The following is a 17,344-nucleotide window of genomic DNA, read 5'->3' on the forward strand; positions in this document are numbered from 1 at the left end:
CACGCGACCGGTGCTCCCGCCACGAGCCCGGAGGGCGTGCCCACCCCGTTCGTCCTCCCCGTTCCCCGCTCGCCCGTCGCTCCCGCCTCGATCCACGATCTCCCGTCGTGGCTCGCACTCCCCACCACGAGCGCCGTCGTCGGCTCGTTCCCGCGTCCTCGAACGTCCTGCGTCCGCCTGCTCGCCGCGTCCACCACGGGCCACGACCGCGTGCCCGAGCCGGCCGCACCTCCCGTTCCCCGGCAGTCCGGTTCGACCCCGCGACCCACCCCGGTCACCTCGTGCCTCCGCCTCCGGCTGGGCACGTCGTGAACCCGAGGTACCGCCTGGTCCCCGCCGCTCTCGCGGTCTGGGCGGTGGCACTGGGCGGTCTCCTGTGGAACTGGCCGATCGCCGTCCTCACCGGCGTGATCGCGTGCCTGGTGGGTGCGCTGGCGATCCACAACGACTGGTGCGCGAGGTCGTGCGCGCTGGCGCTGGTGGTCGCCGCTCCGATCGCGGCCCTCTCCATCGGCTTCAGGGTCCACCAGTCGGCCGTGCACCCCGTCCGGTCCGCGGCCACCAACTCGGAAGCGGTCGTGCTCCGCGCGGAGCTCTCCACCCGACCGCGAGGGATGCGCACCGAGGGGTTCGCCGCCAAACCCGGTGGGGTGGACGCGGTGGTCGTCCACGCCGACGTCCACCGGCTCCTCGTGGCGGGCCGAACCCACGAGCAGGGAGGGCAGGTGGTCCTCGTGGCACCTGCCACCGGCTGGCGCGATCTGCTGCCGGGCCAACAGATCACGGCTCGCGGAGTCCTGGCACCGGCGAGGCGGGGTGAGCTGACGGTGGCGGTGCTGCGGGTCCGCGGCCCTCCGCAGGACGTCGGCCCCGCTCCGGTGTGGCAGCGAGCGGCCGAGACCTTGCGCTCCGGTCTGCGCGAGGCCAGCACCACCCTCGATCCCGAACCGGCGGGCCTGCTCCCCGCCCTGGTGGTCGGAGACACGTCCGAGCTCTCCCCGCGGGTCGTGGAGGAGTTCCGCACGGCTGGCCTGGCCCACGTCCTGGCCGTCAGCGGGGCCAACCTCGCCATCCTGTGCGGCGCGGTCCTGTTGCTGCTGAGAGCTTTCCGCGTCGGCCCGCGAGGGTGCGCGGTGGGTGCCGCCCTCGCGCTGGTGGGGTTCGTGATCCTGGCGGGTCCGGAACCGAGCGTGCTGCGGGCGGCCGTGATGGGTGCGGTGGCACTGCTCGCGCTCGTGCTGGGGCGCGAACGGTCCGCGTTGCCCGCCTTGGCCACGTCGGTGATCGTGCTGGTCCTGTACGACCCGGAACTGGGGGCCGATCCGGGGTTCGCCCTGTCGGTCGTCGCCACGGCCGCGCTGGTCCTCCTCGCTCCGAGGTGGGCGGCGTCGCTGAGGGAGCGCGGAGTGCCGATCGGACTCGCCGAAGTGCTGGCGGTGCCGGTGGCCGCGAGCCTCGCTACCGCGCCGCTGGTGGTCGGCATCTCGGGCCGGATCAGCCTGGTCGCGGTGGTGGCCAACATGGTGGTCGCTCCGGTGGTCGCGCCCGCGACCGTGCTGGGGGTGCTGGCCGCGGTGGTCGCGCCGCTGCACGGTGGTGCCGCCCGGCTGCTGGTCGAGTTGGCGGGGCCGGAAGCCCGTTGGCTGATCACGGTGGGCAGACGCGCGTCGGAGGTGCCCCACGCGTCCGTCCGCTGGCCCGGTGGCTGGTGGGGTGGAGTCCTGCTGGCGGTCGTCCTCCTGGTCGTCCACGGGCTGTTCAAGGCACGGCGAACCCGTGCGCTGCTGGCCGCCGCCCTGCTGGGTGGGGTGCTGGTGCTGGTCCCCACCAGCGTCGTGACACCGGGTTGGCCGCCGGTCGGCTGGTCGGCCGTCGCGTGCGACGTGGGCCAGGGCGACGCGGTTGTGCTGGCCACGGCGGAACCCGGTCGGGCCGTACTGGTGGACACCGGTCCTGATCCGGGACCGGTCACGTCCTGCCTGCGCCGCTTGGGGGTTCGGCGCATTCCGCTGCTGGTGCTCAGCCACCTGCACGCGGACCACATCGGCGGGCTCACGGCCGTGCTCGCCGACCGCAGCGTGGGAGCGGTCGCCGTCGGACCGTCGCACGAACCGAACTGGGCATGGGAGGAGGTCCGCCGCCAGACCCGAGCGGCCGACGTGGAACTGGTCGCACTGACCGCGGGCCAACGCCTGGAGTTGCCGGGCCTGGTCCTGGAAGTGCTGGGGCCCAGGGGAAGAGCGGTCCCGGACGAAGACGACAACACCGCGATCAACGACTCGTCGCTCGTGCTGCGCGCCCACACCGAAGCCGGTCGGGTGCTGCTGACCGGTGACATCGAACTGGAGGGTCAAGCGGACCTGCTCGGTGGCCACGTCGACGTGACCGCCGAGGTGCTCAAGGTTCCCCACCACGGGTCGAGGTTCTCGGTGCCCGAGTTCCTCGCGCAGGTCAAACCCAGGATCGCCCTGGTCAGCGTTGGCGAGGGCAACCGCTACGGCCATCCGAACGGCGCCGTGCTCGACGCGCTCACCGGGCGTGGGGCGCTGGTGCTGCGCACCGACCGGGACGGCGACACCGCCGTCCTCGGTGGAGAGACCGGACCGCGCGTCGTACGACGCAAGAAGTGAGGAGAAGGACGATGAACGGAACCTGGATCCGGCTGCGCCTCGGCTGGACCGTGCCGGACGGTCGGTCCGCGCTCAGCTGGGTGCTCTGGCAGCCGGGCTACGTGCCCTCCCCGTGGCCGACGGACGAACTGAAACCGGCGTTCACCTACTACGCCTGCGACGAGTTGCGCGGCGGTGGGCGCGGCGTCGTCGCCCGTGCCACCGTCACCGCCGTGCTGCGCCCGACCGAGGTGGTGTCACCCGACGCCGCCCACGAACTCGTCGCGGAACACCTCTTCGACGACACCCTGTCGATCGACGAACTCCCGTGGCACACCAACGCCTACAACCGTTCCAAGTCAGGAGCCCCGTGGCCCCAGCGGATCATGGCGTGGCGCACCGCCACCGAGTCCGTCGGTCCCCACCTCCTCCCCGAACTCACCCGGTTTCCCCGCACGGGGTGGCTGCGCAGCGACAAGATCGGCCTGTGATCACCACAGCGGGGCGAGAGGTCGGCGGAACGTTCAGGCGGTGGTGTCCAGGAAGGGCGCGCGGCCCGTGACGTCCGGGCAGCGTCCGGGATCCACCCGGCGGCAGTTGAACGACCGGTTCACCACCCAGGTCGAGGCCGGAGCGTTCCAGTGCCGGCGGTTGCCTGCGAGACCCGCGATGCGCTGGAAGAGGCACCGACCGAGGAAAGGAGACTCTGTCGCCCGAACAGCAGCGGGTGATCAGCTGCGGGCCATGCCGGGCAAGAACGGCGCTGACACGTCTGCCGATCAGGATCGCGCTGCTGCCGCGAGGCGCGGTGGCGGCAGGGTCGTCCGGGTTGAGCAGCAAGATCCACGCCGTGGTCGGCGCGGCGGGAGGCTGCCGCCGCTCGTGCTCACGTCCTGTCGGGCTCCGGACTCCGTGCTGAACCGGCTGCGCGGCCGGTCGGCCCGCAGCCGTCCGGGTGCGGTGAGGATGGTCGGCTCGTTCGAGCCCGCGCGCTACAGCCGGCGCTGGTTGTCAGACCGCGGAACTGCGTGCGGCGGTTGAGGCAGCGCCTGACCACGTTGTGGTGCTTGTAGTTGCCGGGCTCGAAGGTGGGCGGCCTACCACCGGCCGAGCCCTGGGCGTTGTCGGCGTTCATCCGCCGACCCGCACCCGCTGCCCGTCCACGTCGGTGTCTCGGATCTCGTCCAGCAGTCGCAGCGGTTGCGGGTCGTCGCCGGCCTGGCCGGGCGTAAGGATCACCGCCAGCGGCAGGTCCGTGGTCCGCTTCCGCAACCGCTCGCGCACGGTCTTCCACGGCCCACACCGTTCGGGAAGATCACGCCAAGGCACGCAGGTGCGTTCCCGCAGGACACACCCTAGAACCGGACAGGTCTAGACCATATTTGTTAAGAACCCTTGTCAATGGCTCGCGGTAGCTCTTACTCTCCGCGACAAACCAGTGACTTGGAGGCGTCAGTGCGCGGTCGGAGCGGTGGACCCCCGAGGAGAACAGTCGTCGTACTCGTCGCGGGTGCCTTGATCATGGGAGGTGCGCAGGCCCTTCACGCCGCGCCAGTGGCGTCGTCCGAGCCGTCCGGCGTGCGGTCGGGCACCGGTGGTGAGTCGGTGACTCTGCTGACCGGTGACCGGGTGTTCCCCGGTTCGAAGGGGTCGGCCGGGTACCTGGAGCCGGGGCCTGGGCGAGAGGGGATGTGGTTCTCGACGTTCGAGAGCGACGGGCACAGCTACGTGGTGCCCGCGGACGCGGAACCGTTGCTGGCCAAGGGGGTGCTCGATCGGCGGCTGTTCGACGTGACCGAGCTGATCGCCTCCGGGTACGGGGACGGGCAGCGGGACACGGTGCCGTTGATCGTGACCTACCAGCCTGGGCAGCGGTCGTTCGCCGCCACCGCGGGCACGGCGGTGACGGTCGACCTGCCCAGCGTCAACGGTGTCGCGGTCGACGTCGAGAAGTCGGCGGGCTCCGGGTTGTGGAGCGGGTTGACCGGGGTTGGTGCGCTGGCCGGGTCCGGGATCAAGAAGGTGTGGCTGGACGGGGTGCGGACCGCGTCGCTGGATCGCAGCGTGCCGCAGATCGGGGTGCCCGCCGCGTGGGCGGCGGGCTACACCGGTGAGGGTGTGACGGTCGCGGTGCTCGACACCGGGGTCGACCAGACCCATCCGGATCTCGCGGACAGGGAGGTGGGGGAGCGGAACTTCTCGAACTCGAAGGACGCCGTCGACCACTACGGGCACGGCACGCACGTGGCGTCGATCATCGCGGGCACCGGTGCCAAGGGAGGCGGTGCGTACCGGGGTGTGGCGCACGGTGCGCGGATCCTGGACGTCAAGGTGCTCGACGACTCCGGCAGCGGTGCGGACTCGGGGATCATCGCGGGGATGCAGTGGGCGGCCGAGCAGGGTGTGGCGGTCGTGAACATGAGTCTCGGCGGGTACGACACCCCCGGGGTCGATCCGCTCGAGGAAGCGGTGAACACGCTGTCCACGACGTACGGGACGCTGTTCGTGATCGCCGCGGGCAACTCCGGGCCCAGAGCGGGTTCCATCGGGTCGCCGGGTACCGCGGACGAGGCGCTGACGGTCGGTGCGGTGGACCGCGACAACAGGATCGCGGACTTCTCCAGCCGCGGGCCCGTGGTGGGTGGCGGGGTGATCAAGCCGGACATCACGGCGCCCGGTGTGGACATCGTGGCCGCTCGGCACGCTGACGGGCGCATCGGTCCACCGGTCGTGGACGGCTACACCGCACTGTCCGGCACGTCGATGGCGACCCCGCACGTGGCGGGCGCGGCGGCGTTGCTGGCGCAGCAGTACCCGGAGCTGACGCGTGAGCAGCTCAAGGCGCGGCTCGTCGCGTCGGCCGCTCCCACCGCCGGTCTGACGCCGTTCGAGCAGGGGGCCGGGCGGGTGGACTCGGCTCGGGCGATGACGCAGGCGATCACCAGCCGGCCGAGCAGCGTCGCGTTCGGGTCGCACCAGTGGCCGCACACCGGTGAGCCCCTGATCACCAAGGAGGTGAGCTACGGCAACGACAGCGCGGTGCCGTTGACGCTCGACCTGCGGGTCGACACGACCGCACCGGATGGGGCACCCGCGCCCGTTGGGCTGTTCGCCGTCGAGCCCGCTCGGCTCACGGTGCCCGCGGGTGGCACGGCGACCGCGACGGTCGTGGCCGACGTGGGCAAGGCGCCCGCCGGTGGGCAGTTCGGTGGGGCGCTGGTCGCCGCGTCGGGCACCGCGAGCGCACGGACCGCCGTGGTGGTCGACCTGGAGCCGGAGAGCTACGACCTGGTCGTGAACGGGACCCAGCGGTCCGGTGAGAAGGCTGAGCACTTCTCGGCGTTCATGACGAACGTGGAGACGGGTGAGTTCGTGTCCCTCGCCAAGGACGCGGACGGGAAGCTGCGGCGACGGGTGCCGGTCGGCGAGTACCTGCTGTCGGGGTCCGTGCAGGGATCGGGGGCGGTGTACACGCACGACTCGTTCAGCTACCCGAAGCTGACGGTCAGCGGTCCCACCACGATCGACCTGGACGCGCGGCTGGCGAAGCCGGTCGTGCTGACGCTGCCGGACCCGACGGCGCGGTTGTCGTTGCTGGAGACGGGTTTCCAGCGGGTCCACGGGGCGAAGACCTACCAGATCGGTGGGTTCTCGTTCGGTGGAGGGACGTCGCACGTCGGTCTGGCGCACCTCGGGCCGGAGGCGCCGCCCGGCGAGGTGACCGGGAAGCTCAGCACGAGCTGGGTCGCGAAGGGCGGGGCCGAGTTCTACGGGCTCGCCTGGTACCTGAAGGGGAGGACGCACACGGGGTTGACCAAGGTGGTCGACAAGGCGGACCTGGCGACCGTGCGGGTCGACGTCGGTGCTCCGGGGCCGGGGGAGTCCGTGACGATCGGCAACGCGTCCACCGCTCACGGGCAGGGTGAGTGGGGCTGGGGTGCGATCGAGGCGTTCACCGCGCCCGGTGTGCGGACCGAGTTCTACGGCGGGGAGAACGCGGACTGGGCGCGGCGGCTCACCGTTCAGAGCCCGGAGGGCTACCGGGGTGGGCTGGACGGGCCGCCGAAGTCGTACGCGCCGCGCAAGGCGTACGAGGAGTCCTTCCACCACGCCGTTTTCGGGCCGAGCCTGACGGACAACCGCGGTCGGCCGTGGCTGTACCGCGACGACTCCGAACTGGTGGCGAACCTGCCGCTGTTCGGCGACGGGGCGGGCAACGCCGGGCAGGCGCCCGCGGTGGGCGCGCTGAAGCTCTACCGCGGCGGTGAGCTGCTGGCCGAGAGCGCCTCTCCCGGCTACGGGCGCTTCGCGCTGCCGGACGGTGCGGCGGACTACCGGCTCACCACCGACGCGGTGCGGAGCACGACTCCGTTCAGCACCAGGGTGTCGGCGGTGTGGACCTTCCGGTCCGATCGGACCGCGGAGATCGCGGCGCTGCCGATCTCGGTGATCCGCTACGCGCCGAAGCTCGACTCCGCGGGCACCGCGCCCGCCGGTCGGGTGTTCCCCGTGCCGGTATCGGTGCAGAACCAGGCCGGTGTGGTCCAGGCGCGGAAGCGGATCACGTCGGCCGAGGTGTCCTACGACAGCGGCGTCACGTGGCAGGCGGTCGCGGTGAACGGCGGCCGTGTGCTGACGCTGTCGCACCCGGAGGGCGCCAGGTCGGTGTCGTTGCGGGCCAAGGCGGCTGACCGGTCGGGAGGGAGCGTCGAGCAGACCATCATCGACGCCTACCTGCTGCGCTGACGACGGTGGGGCCGCACCCAAGCTGGGTGCGGCCCCACCGGTGTCGTGGTCAGGGGTGGTGGTTCTACGGGTGTTGTGGTCGGGCTGGGTGTGGCTCCGCCGGTGTCGCGGTCAGGTCGGGTGCGGCCCTACCGGTGTCGCGGTCAGGAGGTGGCCGTTCCGGTCAGCGCCTGGAGGCGAGCGCGTCCAGCACTGCCTGCGCCGACGGCGGCACGGTCGCCAGCGGGGCCAGGGTGTGGGAGACGGCGTCGAGGGTCTTGAGGCCGTCGCCGGTGATGAGCAGCACTGTCTCCGCGTCGGGGTCGAGCTTGCCGGTCTCGACCAGCTTCTTGGCCGTCGCGACGGTCACGCCGCCCGCGGTCTCGGCGAAGATGCCCTCGGTGCGGGCCAGCAGGCGGATGCCCTCGACGACCTCCTCGTCGGTGACGTCCTCGATGGCGCCGCCGGTGCGGCGGACGGCGTCCAGCACGTACGGGCCGTCGGCGGGCGCGCCGATCGCGAGGGAGCGGGCGATGGTGTCCGGGCGGACGGGGCGGACCACGTCGTGGCCGTTCTTGAACGCGGCGGACACGGGGGAGCAGCCGGTGGCCTGCGCGCCGAAGACCTTGTACGGGGTCTGCTCGACCAGGCCGAGTTCGCCGAACTCGCGGAAGGCCTTGTCGACCTTGGTGAGCTGCGAGCCGGACGCGATCGGCACGACGATCTGCTCGGGCAGCCGCCAGCCGAGCTGCTCGGCGACCTCGTAGCCCAGGGTCTTGGAGCCCTCGGCGTAGTACGGGCGGACGTTGACGTTCACGAACGCCCAGTCCTCGTGCTCGGCAGCCAGTTCCTGCGCCAGGCGGTTCACGTCGTCGTAGTTGCCGTCGACGGCGATCAGGGCGCCGTCGTACACGGCGGTCATGAGGATCTTGGCCTGCTCCAGCGAGGAGGGCACGAGCACGACCGACTCCCAGCCCGCGCGGGCCGCGGCGGCGGCGACGGCGTTGGCCAGGTTGCCGGTGGACGGGCAGGCGAGCACGGTGAAGCCGAGTTCACGGGCCGCGGCGAGGGCCACGCCGACCACGCGGTCCTTGAAGGAGTGCGTGGGGTTGCCGGTGTCGTCCTTCACCCACACCTTGCGCAGCCCGAGGGCCTTGGCGAGCCGGTCGGCCCGCACGAGGCGCGTGCCGCCGGGCTCGGTGTTCGGGTGGGACTGGACGGTCGACGGAACGGGCAGGAGGCCGCGGTAGCGCCAGATCGACCGGGGGCCGGATTCGATGTCCTCGCGGCGGATCCGGCCGAAGTCGTAGGCCACTTCCAGCGGCCCGAAACACTCGATGCACGCGTACTCGGCGGCGAGAGGGGTTTCGTGGCCGCACTCGCGACACGAGAGCGCGCGGGCGGGGCCGAGGTCGAACGAGGTGCTCGTGGGCACACTGACAGCAGTCATCGCGAGGTAACTCCTCATCTGTCCCGCATCGCGGGTCGGAATTGGCACCATGACCGTCGAGCGCCCGCACGCGTGCGAGTACCTGACGATCGGGTTGCCGGGGCTTCTTCGGGCCGATCCCTCTGCCCCTCTGGATGAGCGGTATTCAGTTGTGGTCCCCAAGTTACGGCACCCTCCCGCCCTTCGACCACCGGTGTCCACACTTCGGGAGTGCGCGGAGCGTGGGAGGATTCGTGCCGTGAGCGCTGCCGCTGTCGCCCCCGATCCGTTGCAACTCGTGGTCGGCGACGAGGAACTGCTGGTCGAAAGGGCGATCCGCGCGGCCCTGGACGCGGCGCGCGCCATCGACGCCCAGGCCGACCTGACCCGCGTCCGGGTGACTGACCTCACCCCGCCCGAGCTGGCCGAACTGGTCAGCCCGTCGCTGTTCGCCGAGGGGCGGGTCATCGCCCTGGAGGCGGCGCAGGAGGCGGGCAAGGAGATCGCCGACACGGTCATCGCCTACGCCAAGGCCCCCGCCGACGGCATCACGCTGGTGGTCGTGCACTCCGGCGGCGGGCGCAGCAAGGCGGCCAAGGAGCTGCCCGCCGCGCTGAAGAAGGCCGGCGCGGTGACCGTCGAGTGCCCGAAGATCACCAAGGCGTCCGAGCGCGAGGCGTTCGTGCGCAACGAGGTCCGCGCGGCGGGCGGGAAGATCGACCCCGAGGGCGTCTCGGTGCTGATCGACTCCGTCGGCACGGACCTGCGCGAGCTGGCCGCCGCCGCCTCGCAGCTGGTGGCCGACAGCGGCGGGAAGATCAACGCCGACGAGGTGCGCCGGTACCACCGCGGGCGCGCCGAGGTCACCGGCTTCGCCGTCGCGGAGAAGGCCGTGGCGGGGGACCGGGCCGGTGCGCTGGAGGCGCTGCGCTGGGCCATGCAGCTCGGGGTGCCGCACGTGCTGGTCGCGGACGCGCTGGCGGACTCGGTGCGGACCATCGCGCGGGTGTCGGCGGCCGGTCGAGCGGACCCGTTCCAGCTGGCCGGGTCGCTGGGGATGCCGCCGTGGAAGGTGAAGAAGGCCCAGGGGCAGGCGCGGGGGTGGGATTCCCCCGGATTGGCCGAGGCGATGTCGGTGGTGGCCTTGTTGAACGCCGACGTGAAGGGCGTGGCCGCCGACGCCGACTACGCGTTGGAAAGGGCCGTGCTGCGCATCGTGGCCGTGCACGGGCGCCGCTGAGCATCGTCCATCGCCCCGTGTGAGTCTTCTGCCGTGAGCAGTGGCTGGTGGGTGCCGCTGCTCACGGCGGAGGGCAGCTTCCGTGGAACGCCGAGAGGGCGCCACCCCTGGGGGTGACGCCCTCTCGGCAAGGACCCGATCGACGAATCAGATCTGGTTGGCGCGCTTCGCCAGGGCCGACTTCTTGTTGGCGGCCTGGTTGGCGTGGATGACGCCCTTGGTCGCGGCCTTGTCGAGCTTGCGGGACACGTCCTGCAGGAGCGCGGTGGCCTTGTCCTTGTCGCCGGCGTCGGCGGCCTCGCGGAACTTGCGCACCGCGGTCTTCAGGGAAGACTTGACGGACTTGTTCCGCAGCCGAGCCTTCTCGTTGGTCTTGATCCGCTTGAGCTGGGACTTGATGTTGGCCATGCTGACGCCCTCGTTCTCTTACGTTGGGGGTGTACCGCGTTGGTGTTTCGGCCCTGCCGGTGAGGGCAGGTTTCCTCCAGTGCGGAATGCCACGCGGGTACGGCCAGCAAGACTAGCAGCAGGTCGCCGACCAGCAGGAACCGGGCTGGTCAGCGGACCGTGAGCGGGGCCTCGGGAGAGGACCGCCCCGCCGTGGGCCTGCTCTCGACGAGGGACCGGTGAGGGCGTCGCGGGGATCCGCGCCAGCTGAGTTCGCGGCGGTTCAGCCCGTGGAGACGTCCAGGATCCGGAAGGGGGCACCGAGCGGGTCGCCGACCGTGGCGAAGCGGCCGAGGGCGGAGTCGGTGGGGTCGCCCACCGCGATCCCGCCGAGTTCCACGACCCGCGCGACGGCCTCGTCGACGTCCGTCACGCCGAAGTAGGTCATCCAGTGCGGGGGGATGTCGGCGGGCACCTCGTCGGTCATCGCGAACGCGCCGCCGACCGCCCGGTCGTCCACCTTGAACCGCGTGTAGCCCGCGTCGGGGGTGCTCTCCGCCTCGACGTCGAACACGTCGCGGTAGAACTCCGCCGCGCGGTCGAGGTCCCTGGCCGCCAGTTCGTTCCACACCACCGCGCCCGGCTCGTTCACGACGTACGCGCCGATGTGCGTGCCTGCCTCCCACATGCCGAACGACGCGCCGGTCGCGTCCGCCGCGATGGCGCCGCGACCCCGACCCTCCATCTCGAACACCGGCACCAGCAGGGTGCCCGCGTGCTCGGTCGTCAGCTCCACCGACTCGTCCACGTCGTCGGTGGCCAGGAAGGTCGTCCACACCACCGAGAACAGCGCGTCGCGCGGCATCTCGCGGAACCCGGCGACGGGTCGGCCGCGCAGCAGCGCCATCGTGTACCCGTCGGTCTCGTAGTCCCAGCCGAAGAGCCCCCGGTAGAAGTCCGCGGTGGTCTTCAGGTCCGTCGTCAGCTGCTCGACCCACGCGGGCGTGCCGTGCGCGTACGGCGTGGTCAGTTCGCTCATGGCCTGCCTCCCTCGATCACCCGCACAGTCTCGGGGGTGCGGAGCGGCCGCGCGACCCGTGGGGGCGCGCGGCCGGGTGGTCAGTCCTCGGGTTCCTTGCGCGGTCTGCCGCGCTTGGGCTGCTCGGCCGCCGAACCGGGCAGCCTGCCCGCCTCCTTGAGCGCGCGCCTGAGCAGGAACTCGATCTGCGCGTTGGCGCTCCGCAGCTCGTCGCCCGCCCACCTGGTCAGCGCGTCGTGCACCGCCGGGTCGAGTCTGAGCAGGACGCTCTTGCGCTCTACCACGTCGTCCTCAGGTGTACAGCGATCCCGTGTTGACCACGGGCTGGGTCGACCGGTCGCCGCACAGCACGACCAGCAGGTTGGACACCATAGCCGCCTTCCTCTCCTCGTCGAGCTGGACCACGTCGTGCTCGGCGAGCTTCTCCAGCGCCAGCTCCACCATGCCGACCGCGCCCTCCACGATCCTCGACCTGGCCGCGACCACGGCTCCCGCCTGCTGCCGCTGGAGCATCGCGTGGGCGATCTCCGGCGCGTAGGCGAGGTGCGTGAGCCGCGACTCGATCACGTGCACGCCCGCGGCCTGCACCCGTGCCGCGATCTCGATCGACAGCGTCTCGGTGATCACGTCGGCGTTCTCCCGCAGCGACAGCCCCGCCTCGTCGTGGTTGTCGTACGGGTAGCTGTTCGCGATGTGCCGCACCGCCGTCTCGGTCTGGATGCCCACGAACCGCACGAAGTCGTCGACCTCGAACAGGGCGCGGGCGGTGTCGTCCACCTGCCACACGACGACCGCGGCGATCTCGATCGGGTTGCCGTCGGCGTCGTTGACCTTCAGCGCCGACGTCTCGTGGTTGCGGATCCTGGTCGACACCTTCCTGCGCGTGGTGAACGGGTTGGCCCACCGCAGCCCGTCCGTGCGGACCGTGCCGACGTACCGCCCGAGGAACTGGAGCACCCTGGCCTCGCCCGGCGCCACGGTGAACAGCCCGCCCAGCCCGATCCCCCCGGCGACCGCGACCAGCGAGCCCGCGACGATCAGGAGCACGTTCGGGTCGTCGGGGTCGTTCACCACGCTCAGCACGATCGTCGCCGCGCCCGCGAGGGTCACGGCCAGCCCGATGAAGAACGCCGGGATCCCCGACAGCCCCAGAGCCTCGCGCTCCCGGATCGCCGGTGCGGGCATCCGCTCCACTATGTCGGTCGTCGCGTTCATCGTCCCCACCCCTTGTCCTCGTCCCGCTTGCTATTAAAGTGATATCACTTTGATAGGCCTGGTCGCAACCTCCGGCCTCGCCGCGCGTCCACCGACCATGGGCAACCTCGTCGTGCGCACCGCACGGGCCGCCGACTCGCAGGCCATCGTCGACGTCCACGTCCCGGCCCGCCGCAGCTACTACGAGGGCCACCTCCCGGAAGCGGAGCTGGCCGCGTGGGAGGAGGAGGTCCGCGCCACCGGTTACGCCGACCGGGTCGAACGGCCCGACCGGCTCTGGCTGTGCGCGGAGGACTCCGGCGTCGTGGTGGGGTTCGCGCTGGTCGTGGGGGCCGAACTGCTCCAGCTCCAGGTACGTCCCGACCACTGGGGACGGGGGGTCGGCGGCGCGCTGCACGCCGCGTGCGTCGACGTCTGGCGGGCGGCCGGGGCCGAGGTCGCGGGCCTCGACGTGTTCGAGCCGAACACCCGCGCCCGCGGCTTCTACTCCCGCCACGGGTGGTGCGAGGTGGGCCGGGGCGGCGAGCCGCCGCACGTCCGGATGGCGCTCGCCCTCTAGGGCCACGATCGGTGGCGGCACCCAGGCGTCCTGCTCAGCGCCGAACACGCGGCGAGCGCGGCACTAGGTTCGCCGCCGATCGTCGGTTACGGTGCTGGGGCCGCCGCCAGCGGACCTGTGGAGTTGGCAATGAGGCGAGTTCTACCCGTGATCCTGTCGGCCGCGGTGATCTGCGTCGGCGCGGCGGTTCCCGCGTCGGCGGCCGTGGTGAGAGTGACGAGCCTGTCGGCACTGCAAACCGCGTTGAGCAACGCGGGCCCCGGTGACCGCATCGAGCTGGCGAACGGCTCGTACACCGCGAACGCCGCCATCGCGATCACGAGGTCCGGCACCTCCGGGGCGCCGATCACCGTCGCGGCGGCCACCGTCGGCGGCGCCGAGATCAAGGGCAGCACCGGGTTCTCCTTCGCCGCGGGCCTGCACGACGTGGTGCTCCAGGGCTTCGCCCTCCGCCACGGCGGCGGCCTGTCGGTGCCCGGCGACGCCCACCACCTGCGGCTGACCCGCAACTCCGTGCAGCTCACGAGCGCGGGCAACTGGGTCACCGTGAACGGCAACGACGTCGAGGTCGACCGCAACACGTTCCAGAACCGCGGCACCGAGGGGGTGTTCCTCCAGGTCTCCGGCCCCGGCACGACGATCGCGCAGCGGACGAGGATCCACCGCAACCACTTCTACAACCACGCGTTCACCGGTTCCAACGGCGGTGAGTCCATCCGGCTCGGCTACAGCCACAAGCAGTCGCAGTCGGCGCGCGCGGTGATCGAGCTGAACCTGTTCGAGAAGGCCGACGGCGACCCCGAGGCGATCTCGGTCAAGTCGTCGGACAACGTCATCCGGCACAACACGATCCGCGACAGCACGGGCTACGTCGTGCTGCGCCACGGCAACCGCAACCTGGTCGACGGCAACGTCCTGCTCGGCTCCGGCGTCCGCTTCCACGGCAACGACCACCGGGTCGTCAACAACTACGTCCAGAACTCCGGTGACCGCGCGATCGTGTTCGGCACCGGCAGCGAGGCCGACAGCGGTCCGACCAGCACCGGTCACGACCGGCCGGACCGCGTCACGGTCGCGTTCAACACGCTGATCGGCACCGGGCAGGTGGTCGACAACGACGGTGGCGCGTTCCTGCCGAAGGACTGCGTGCTGGCCAACAACATCGTGCGCGGGACGGCGCAGACGCGGTTGGTCGACATCGCGAGCGGGTCGACGGTGCGGTACGAGGGCAACATCGTCTTCGGTGCCACGGCCGGGATCCCCCACGGCTACCGCGACGTCGACCCGAAGCTCGTCGTGGACGCGGCGGGCCTGTCGCGGCTGTCGGCGGGCAGCCCGGCGGTCGACACGGCCGCGGGCAGCTACCCGACCGTGACGACCGACTTCGACCCGCACGCCCGGACCGGCGCGCTGGACGTGGGTGCGGACGAGTTCGGCGGGTCGGTGGCGCGCAAGCCGCTGACGAGGGCGGACGTGGGTCCGTCGGCTCCCTAGCGCGGTCACCGCACTAGAGCAGGCGTTCGGCCAGCGCGACGACCGCCCGCGCGTCGCAGTCGTTCAGCAGCGCGCGCAGGTTGGCCGCCGCGCCCGCGTGCTTGAACTGCGCCTTCGCCAGTGCCGTGCCCCAGGCGAGGTCGTCGTCCTTGGCGGCGGCGAGGTTCCCCAGGTGGTTGCGGAGGATGTGCTGGTAGGCGGGCCACCTGGTGACCAGTTCGGCGATGGTCACCAGGTGGCAGGCGCGGGCGGTGTCCAGGGGAGCCAGCGCGCGCAGGTAGAACTGCCACACGTTGATGAGCCGCTTCTCCTCGCGGATCGACTGCTCGGGTTGGGCGGTCAACCGGCGGTGCAGGTAGTCGCGGACGGCCGGGTGCCGCTCGATGGCGATCACCACGGCCTCGACCACGGGGGCCGGGAGCCGGGAGCCGGTGCCGGGTTCGCCGCCGGTGGTCGCCGACGCCGTGGGCGTCGACCCGGCCGAGGGGCGGGCGGGCTCCTCGACGACGTCCGGAGCGGAGCGGTGCACCGGGCCGAGGTGCGCGTCGAGCACGCGGGTGACGTTGTCGGCGGTGGTCCGGGGCAGCCGGATCGGGAGCTGCACGAGCTTGCGGAGGAACGTCCAGCCGGGACTCGGGTCGTCCGGGTGCGCCACGACCTCGGCCTCGGCGAGCTCCCGGTAGGCGTGGTCGACGTGCGAGGCCACGACCACCGGGTCGAGGCCGAGGACGAACCTGGTGCGGGGCAACGCGTCCGAGAGGAACACGTTGATCGCCTCGAACACCTCGGCGGTGGTCCTCGGGGTGCAGCGGTCGAGGTCGTCGACGAACACGACGAGCTGGAGGCCGCGCTGCTCCAGGTCGAGCAGGAGTTCCGCCACGTCGTGCTGGACCAGGTAGAGGTAGCCGGACCTGGCGTTGTAGTACGGGTCGGCCACCGGTTGGGCGCTCGCCGCGGCCATGCTCACCGGACCCGCGAACAGCTCACCGGGCAGGAACGCCGACGCCCGGTCCCAGAGGTAGCGCTTCGCGGTGTGCAGGAGGCCGAGGACCAGCGGAGCGGCCGGAACGGTGACCAGCCAGGGCAGCGGGATCGGGAGCCTCGCCAGCTGGGCGACGATCGTGAGTCCCAGCCCGAGGACGCCGACGGTGAGGAACGGGGACCTGATCCGCTTCCACAGCTCCCGCTGGGTGTGCCGCCGGTCGATCCGGGCGGTGTTGCTGGTGAACCAGTGCCGCTCACGGCCGTCGGGGTCCGGCAGGAGCGCTTCCTCCACCGCCTTGGTGACGCACTTGGCCAAGCCTGCCCACACCTGTTCGCTGGACTGGTGGCGCCACGGGTTGAAGGTGGCCACGACGGACCCGGTGTGCGGCACGTCGTTCGTCGGACGGCCCACCGGGGGACGGCGCAGCAGGCGGTCGGCCTGCCAGACCCGGAGCCGCTCGCCGGGTCCGGTCTCGACGGTGGTGGGGAACCGGGCCTTGACGAGTTCCAGCACCGTGCTCTTGCCGGAGCCCCACGGACCCTCGACGGTGAGGACGTTCGGGCCGACGTCGGAGTCCGTCGTGGACTGGGGGCGCAGCAACTCGGCCGCGGTGCGGACGAACGCGTCGCGGCCGAGCAGGTCGACGGTGGCCGTCCGGTCGCCGAAACCGCGGGTGAGCACCGGGCCGAGGCGGGGCAGCGGCGGGTGCAGCGGGTCCCACACCTCGACGATCCCGTCCGGTCCCGCCGAGACGACGCGCTGACGGCCGTCGGCGGCCGTGAAGCTGGTCAACGCGCTGATCCGGCCCGAGGGGGCGAAGACCCCGGTCTGCGCGCCCGTGTCGGGGTCCCACACTCGGAGGGTGCCGCCGTCGCTCGCCGACACGAGCAGGTGGCCGCCGTTCGCCACCGGGATCCACTCCAGGGCGGTCACGGTGGTCGTGTGGCCGCTCAGCCGCCGGACCTTCTCGCCGGTGTCGAGGTTCCTCAGCACGAGCGCGTCGTCGACGCCGCAGGTCGCGAGGTGGTTGCCCGCCGCGGCCATCAGCCGGATCCCGGCCGGGGCGGCGAAGTGCCTCCTGCTCCCGCCCGCCTCCACGGTCAGGCCGTCCGCGTGCGCGATGACCAGTCCTCCGCCGTGGGCCGCCACCGCCGTCACGTCCGCGACGCTCGACTCGCCGACCACGTCCGGTGAGTCGACGGAGGCGGTCCGCAGCGCGCCCGCGCCGGTGACGATCGCGATCCGCCGCGCGGACGGGTGGCCGTACAGCGCCACGTCCTGGACCACGTCGTTCACCTGGACGCCGCCGAGGTACCCGGCGGTGTCCGCGTCCCACACCCGCACGCTCCGATCGGTGCTCACGGTCACCAGGTACGACGTCCCGTCCGCTCGCACCACCCTGGCGGGACCCAGGTGGCTGCCCAGCGAACCGCGGGGCGTCCCGGTCTCGGCGTTCCAGAGCGGGATCTCGCCGCTGGCGCACGCCGCCGCGAGCACGGGGACGCCGTCCGAGGCGGTGAACGCGGCCAGGCCGAGCACCACGGCACCCGTGTCGATCGACAGCACCGGGTCGGGGCCGGGGTCCGGGACGAGGGGGCTCGACGAAGGCTCCACACCACCATTGTCGCCTTCGCGGTCACACCGGGTGACGGCGTCGGCGGA

At 71.9% G+C, this 17,344-nt stretch carries 13 protein-coding genes and 1 riboswitch; of the genes, 6 read left to right on the forward strand and 7 right to left on the reverse strand.

The window, feature by feature from the left end:
- The first annotated feature begins 308 nt into the window (after nt 1–308).
- Entirely contained in the window at nt 309–2,630 is a 2,322-nt protein-coding gene (locus VFZ92_RS36685) for a DNA internalization-related competence protein ComEC/Rec2 (protein ID WP_330881633.1), read from the forward strand.
- Between the two features lie 11 nt (nt 2,631–2,641).
- Nucleotides 2,642–3,100, forward strand: coding sequence for a hypothetical protein (locus tag VFZ92_RS36690; RefSeq protein WP_330881635.1), 459 nt, complete (start codon nt 2,642–2,644; stop codon nt 3,098–3,100).
- Nucleotides 3,101–3,740: 640 nt separating this feature from the next.
- On the opposite strand, the gene VFZ92_RS36695 is transcribed toward VFZ92_RS36690, so the two are convergent.
- Nucleotides 3,741–3,893 carry a hypothetical protein gene (locus tag VFZ92_RS36695; RefSeq protein WP_330881637.1) on the reverse strand — a complete coding sequence of 51 codons (153 nt, stop codon included), beginning with the start codon at nt 3,891–3,893 and terminating at the stop codon, nt 3,741–3,743.
- A 321-nt stretch (nt 3,894–4,214) separates the two neighbouring features.
- Here VFZ92_RS36695 and VFZ92_RS36700 point away from each other — a divergent pair, with 321 nt between their 5' ends.
- The gene (locus VFZ92_RS36700) at nt 4,215–7,355 is read left to right on the forward strand and encodes a S8 family peptidase (protein WP_330881638.1); all 3,141 of its coding nucleotides are present in this window, start codon (nt 4,215–4,217) and stop codon (nt 7,353–7,355) included.
- A gap of 163 nt (nt 7,356–7,518) precedes the next feature.
- Here VFZ92_RS36700 and thrC read toward each other — a convergent pair whose 3' ends face one another.
- Nucleotides 7,519–8,784, reverse strand: a complete 1,266-nt coding sequence (thrC, locus tag VFZ92_RS36705) for a threonine synthase (protein WP_330881639.1) — start codon at nt 8,782–8,784, stop codon at nt 7,519–7,521.
- 11 nt (nt 8,785–8,795) lie between these two features.
- Nucleotides 8,796–8,925: riboswitch (SAM riboswitch) on the reverse strand.
- Between the two features lie 97 nt (nt 8,926–9,022).
- Between thrC and holA the strand changes: the two genes are divergently transcribed.
- Complete coding sequence (holA, locus tag VFZ92_RS36710; RefSeq protein ID WP_330881641.1) at nt 9,023–10,003, forward strand: DNA polymerase III subunit delta; 981 nt, start codon at nt 9,023–9,025, stop codon at nt 10,001–10,003.
- A 147-nt stretch (nt 10,004–10,150) separates the two neighbouring features.
- Here the strand turns inward: holA and rpsT are convergent, their stop codons facing one another.
- The 4 genes from rpsT to VFZ92_RS36730 all read right to left on the reverse strand — a co-directional run bounded on the left by rpsT (nt 10,151) and on the right by VFZ92_RS36730 (nt 12,644).
- On the reverse strand, nt 10,151–10,411 hold the full coding sequence (rpsT, locus tag VFZ92_RS36715) for a 30S ribosomal protein S20 (protein WP_330881643.1): 261 nt from the start codon (nt 10,409–10,411) through the stop codon (nt 10,151–10,153).
- Between the two features lie 262 nt (nt 10,412–10,673).
- Nucleotides 10,674–11,429 (reverse strand): VOC family protein, encoded by a 756-nt coding sequence (locus tag VFZ92_RS36720; RefSeq protein ID WP_330881645.1) that lies wholly within the window; start codon nt 11,427–11,429, stop codon nt 10,674–10,676.
- Nucleotides 11,430–11,509: 80 nt separating this feature from the next.
- Nucleotides 11,510–11,713, reverse strand: coding sequence for a hypothetical protein (locus tag VFZ92_RS36725; protein ID WP_330881647.1), 204 nt, complete (start codon nt 11,711–11,713; stop codon nt 11,510–11,512).
- Between the two features lie 7 nt (nt 11,714–11,720).
- Complete coding sequence (locus VFZ92_RS36730) at nt 11,721–12,644, reverse strand: SPFH domain-containing protein (protein ID WP_330881649.1); 924 nt, start codon at nt 12,642–12,644, stop codon at nt 11,721–11,723.
- Nucleotides 12,645–12,741: 97 nt separating this feature from the next.
- Here VFZ92_RS36730 and VFZ92_RS36735 point away from each other — a divergent pair, with 97 nt between their 5' ends.
- The gene (locus tag VFZ92_RS36735; protein WP_330881651.1) at nt 12,742–13,203 is read left to right on the forward strand and encodes a GNAT family N-acetyltransferase; all 462 of its coding nucleotides are present in this window, start codon (nt 12,742–12,744) and stop codon (nt 13,201–13,203) included.
- Nucleotides 13,204–13,332: 129 nt separating this feature from the next.
- Nucleotides 13,333–14,697, forward strand: a complete 1,365-nt coding sequence (locus VFZ92_RS36740) for a polysaccharide lyase 6 family protein (RefSeq protein WP_330881653.1) — start codon at nt 13,333–13,335, stop codon at nt 14,695–14,697.
- Between the two features lie 13 nt (nt 14,698–14,710).
- Here VFZ92_RS36740 and VFZ92_RS36745 read toward each other — a convergent pair whose 3' ends face one another.
- The gene (locus VFZ92_RS36745; RefSeq protein ID WP_330881655.1) at nt 14,711–17,296 is read right to left on the reverse strand and encodes a P-loop NTPase fold protein; all 2,586 of its coding nucleotides are present in this window, start codon (nt 17,294–17,296) and stop codon (nt 14,711–14,713) included.
- Nucleotides 17,297–17,344: the final 48 nt, after the last annotated feature.

It is taken from the genome of Umezawaea sp. (assembly GCF_036375055.1).
Taxonomy (GTDB): Bacteria; Actinomycetota; Actinomycetes; order Mycobacteriales; family Pseudonocardiaceae; genus Umezawaea.

Coding starts and splice junctions, on each gene's coding strand:
- VFZ92_RS36690 (WP_330881635.1), top strand. CDS start 2,642: ATGAACGGAACCTGGATCCGGCTGCGCCTCGGCTGGACCGTGCCGGAC.
- thrC (WP_330881639.1), bottom strand. CDS start 8,784: ATGACTGCTGTCAGTGTGCCCACGAGCACCTCGTTCGACCTCGGCCCC.
- rpsT (WP_330881643.1), bottom strand. CDS start 10,411: ATGGCCAACATCAAGTCCCAGCTCAAGCGGATCAAGACCAACGAGAAG.
- VFZ92_RS36720 (WP_330881645.1), bottom strand. CDS start 11,429: ATGAGCGAACTGACCACGCCGTACGCGCACGGCACGCCCGCGTGGGTC.
- VFZ92_RS36730 (WP_330881649.1), bottom strand. CDS start 12,644: ATGAACGCGACGACCGACATAGTGGAGCGGATGCCCGCACCGGCGATC.
- VFZ92_RS36735 (WP_330881651.1), top strand. CDS start 12,742: ATGGGCAACCTCGTCGTGCGCACCGCACGGGCCGCCGACTCGCAGGCC.
- VFZ92_RS36740 (WP_330881653.1), top strand. CDS start 13,333: ATGAGGCGAGTTCTACCCGTGATCCTGTCGGCCGCGGTGATCTGCGTC.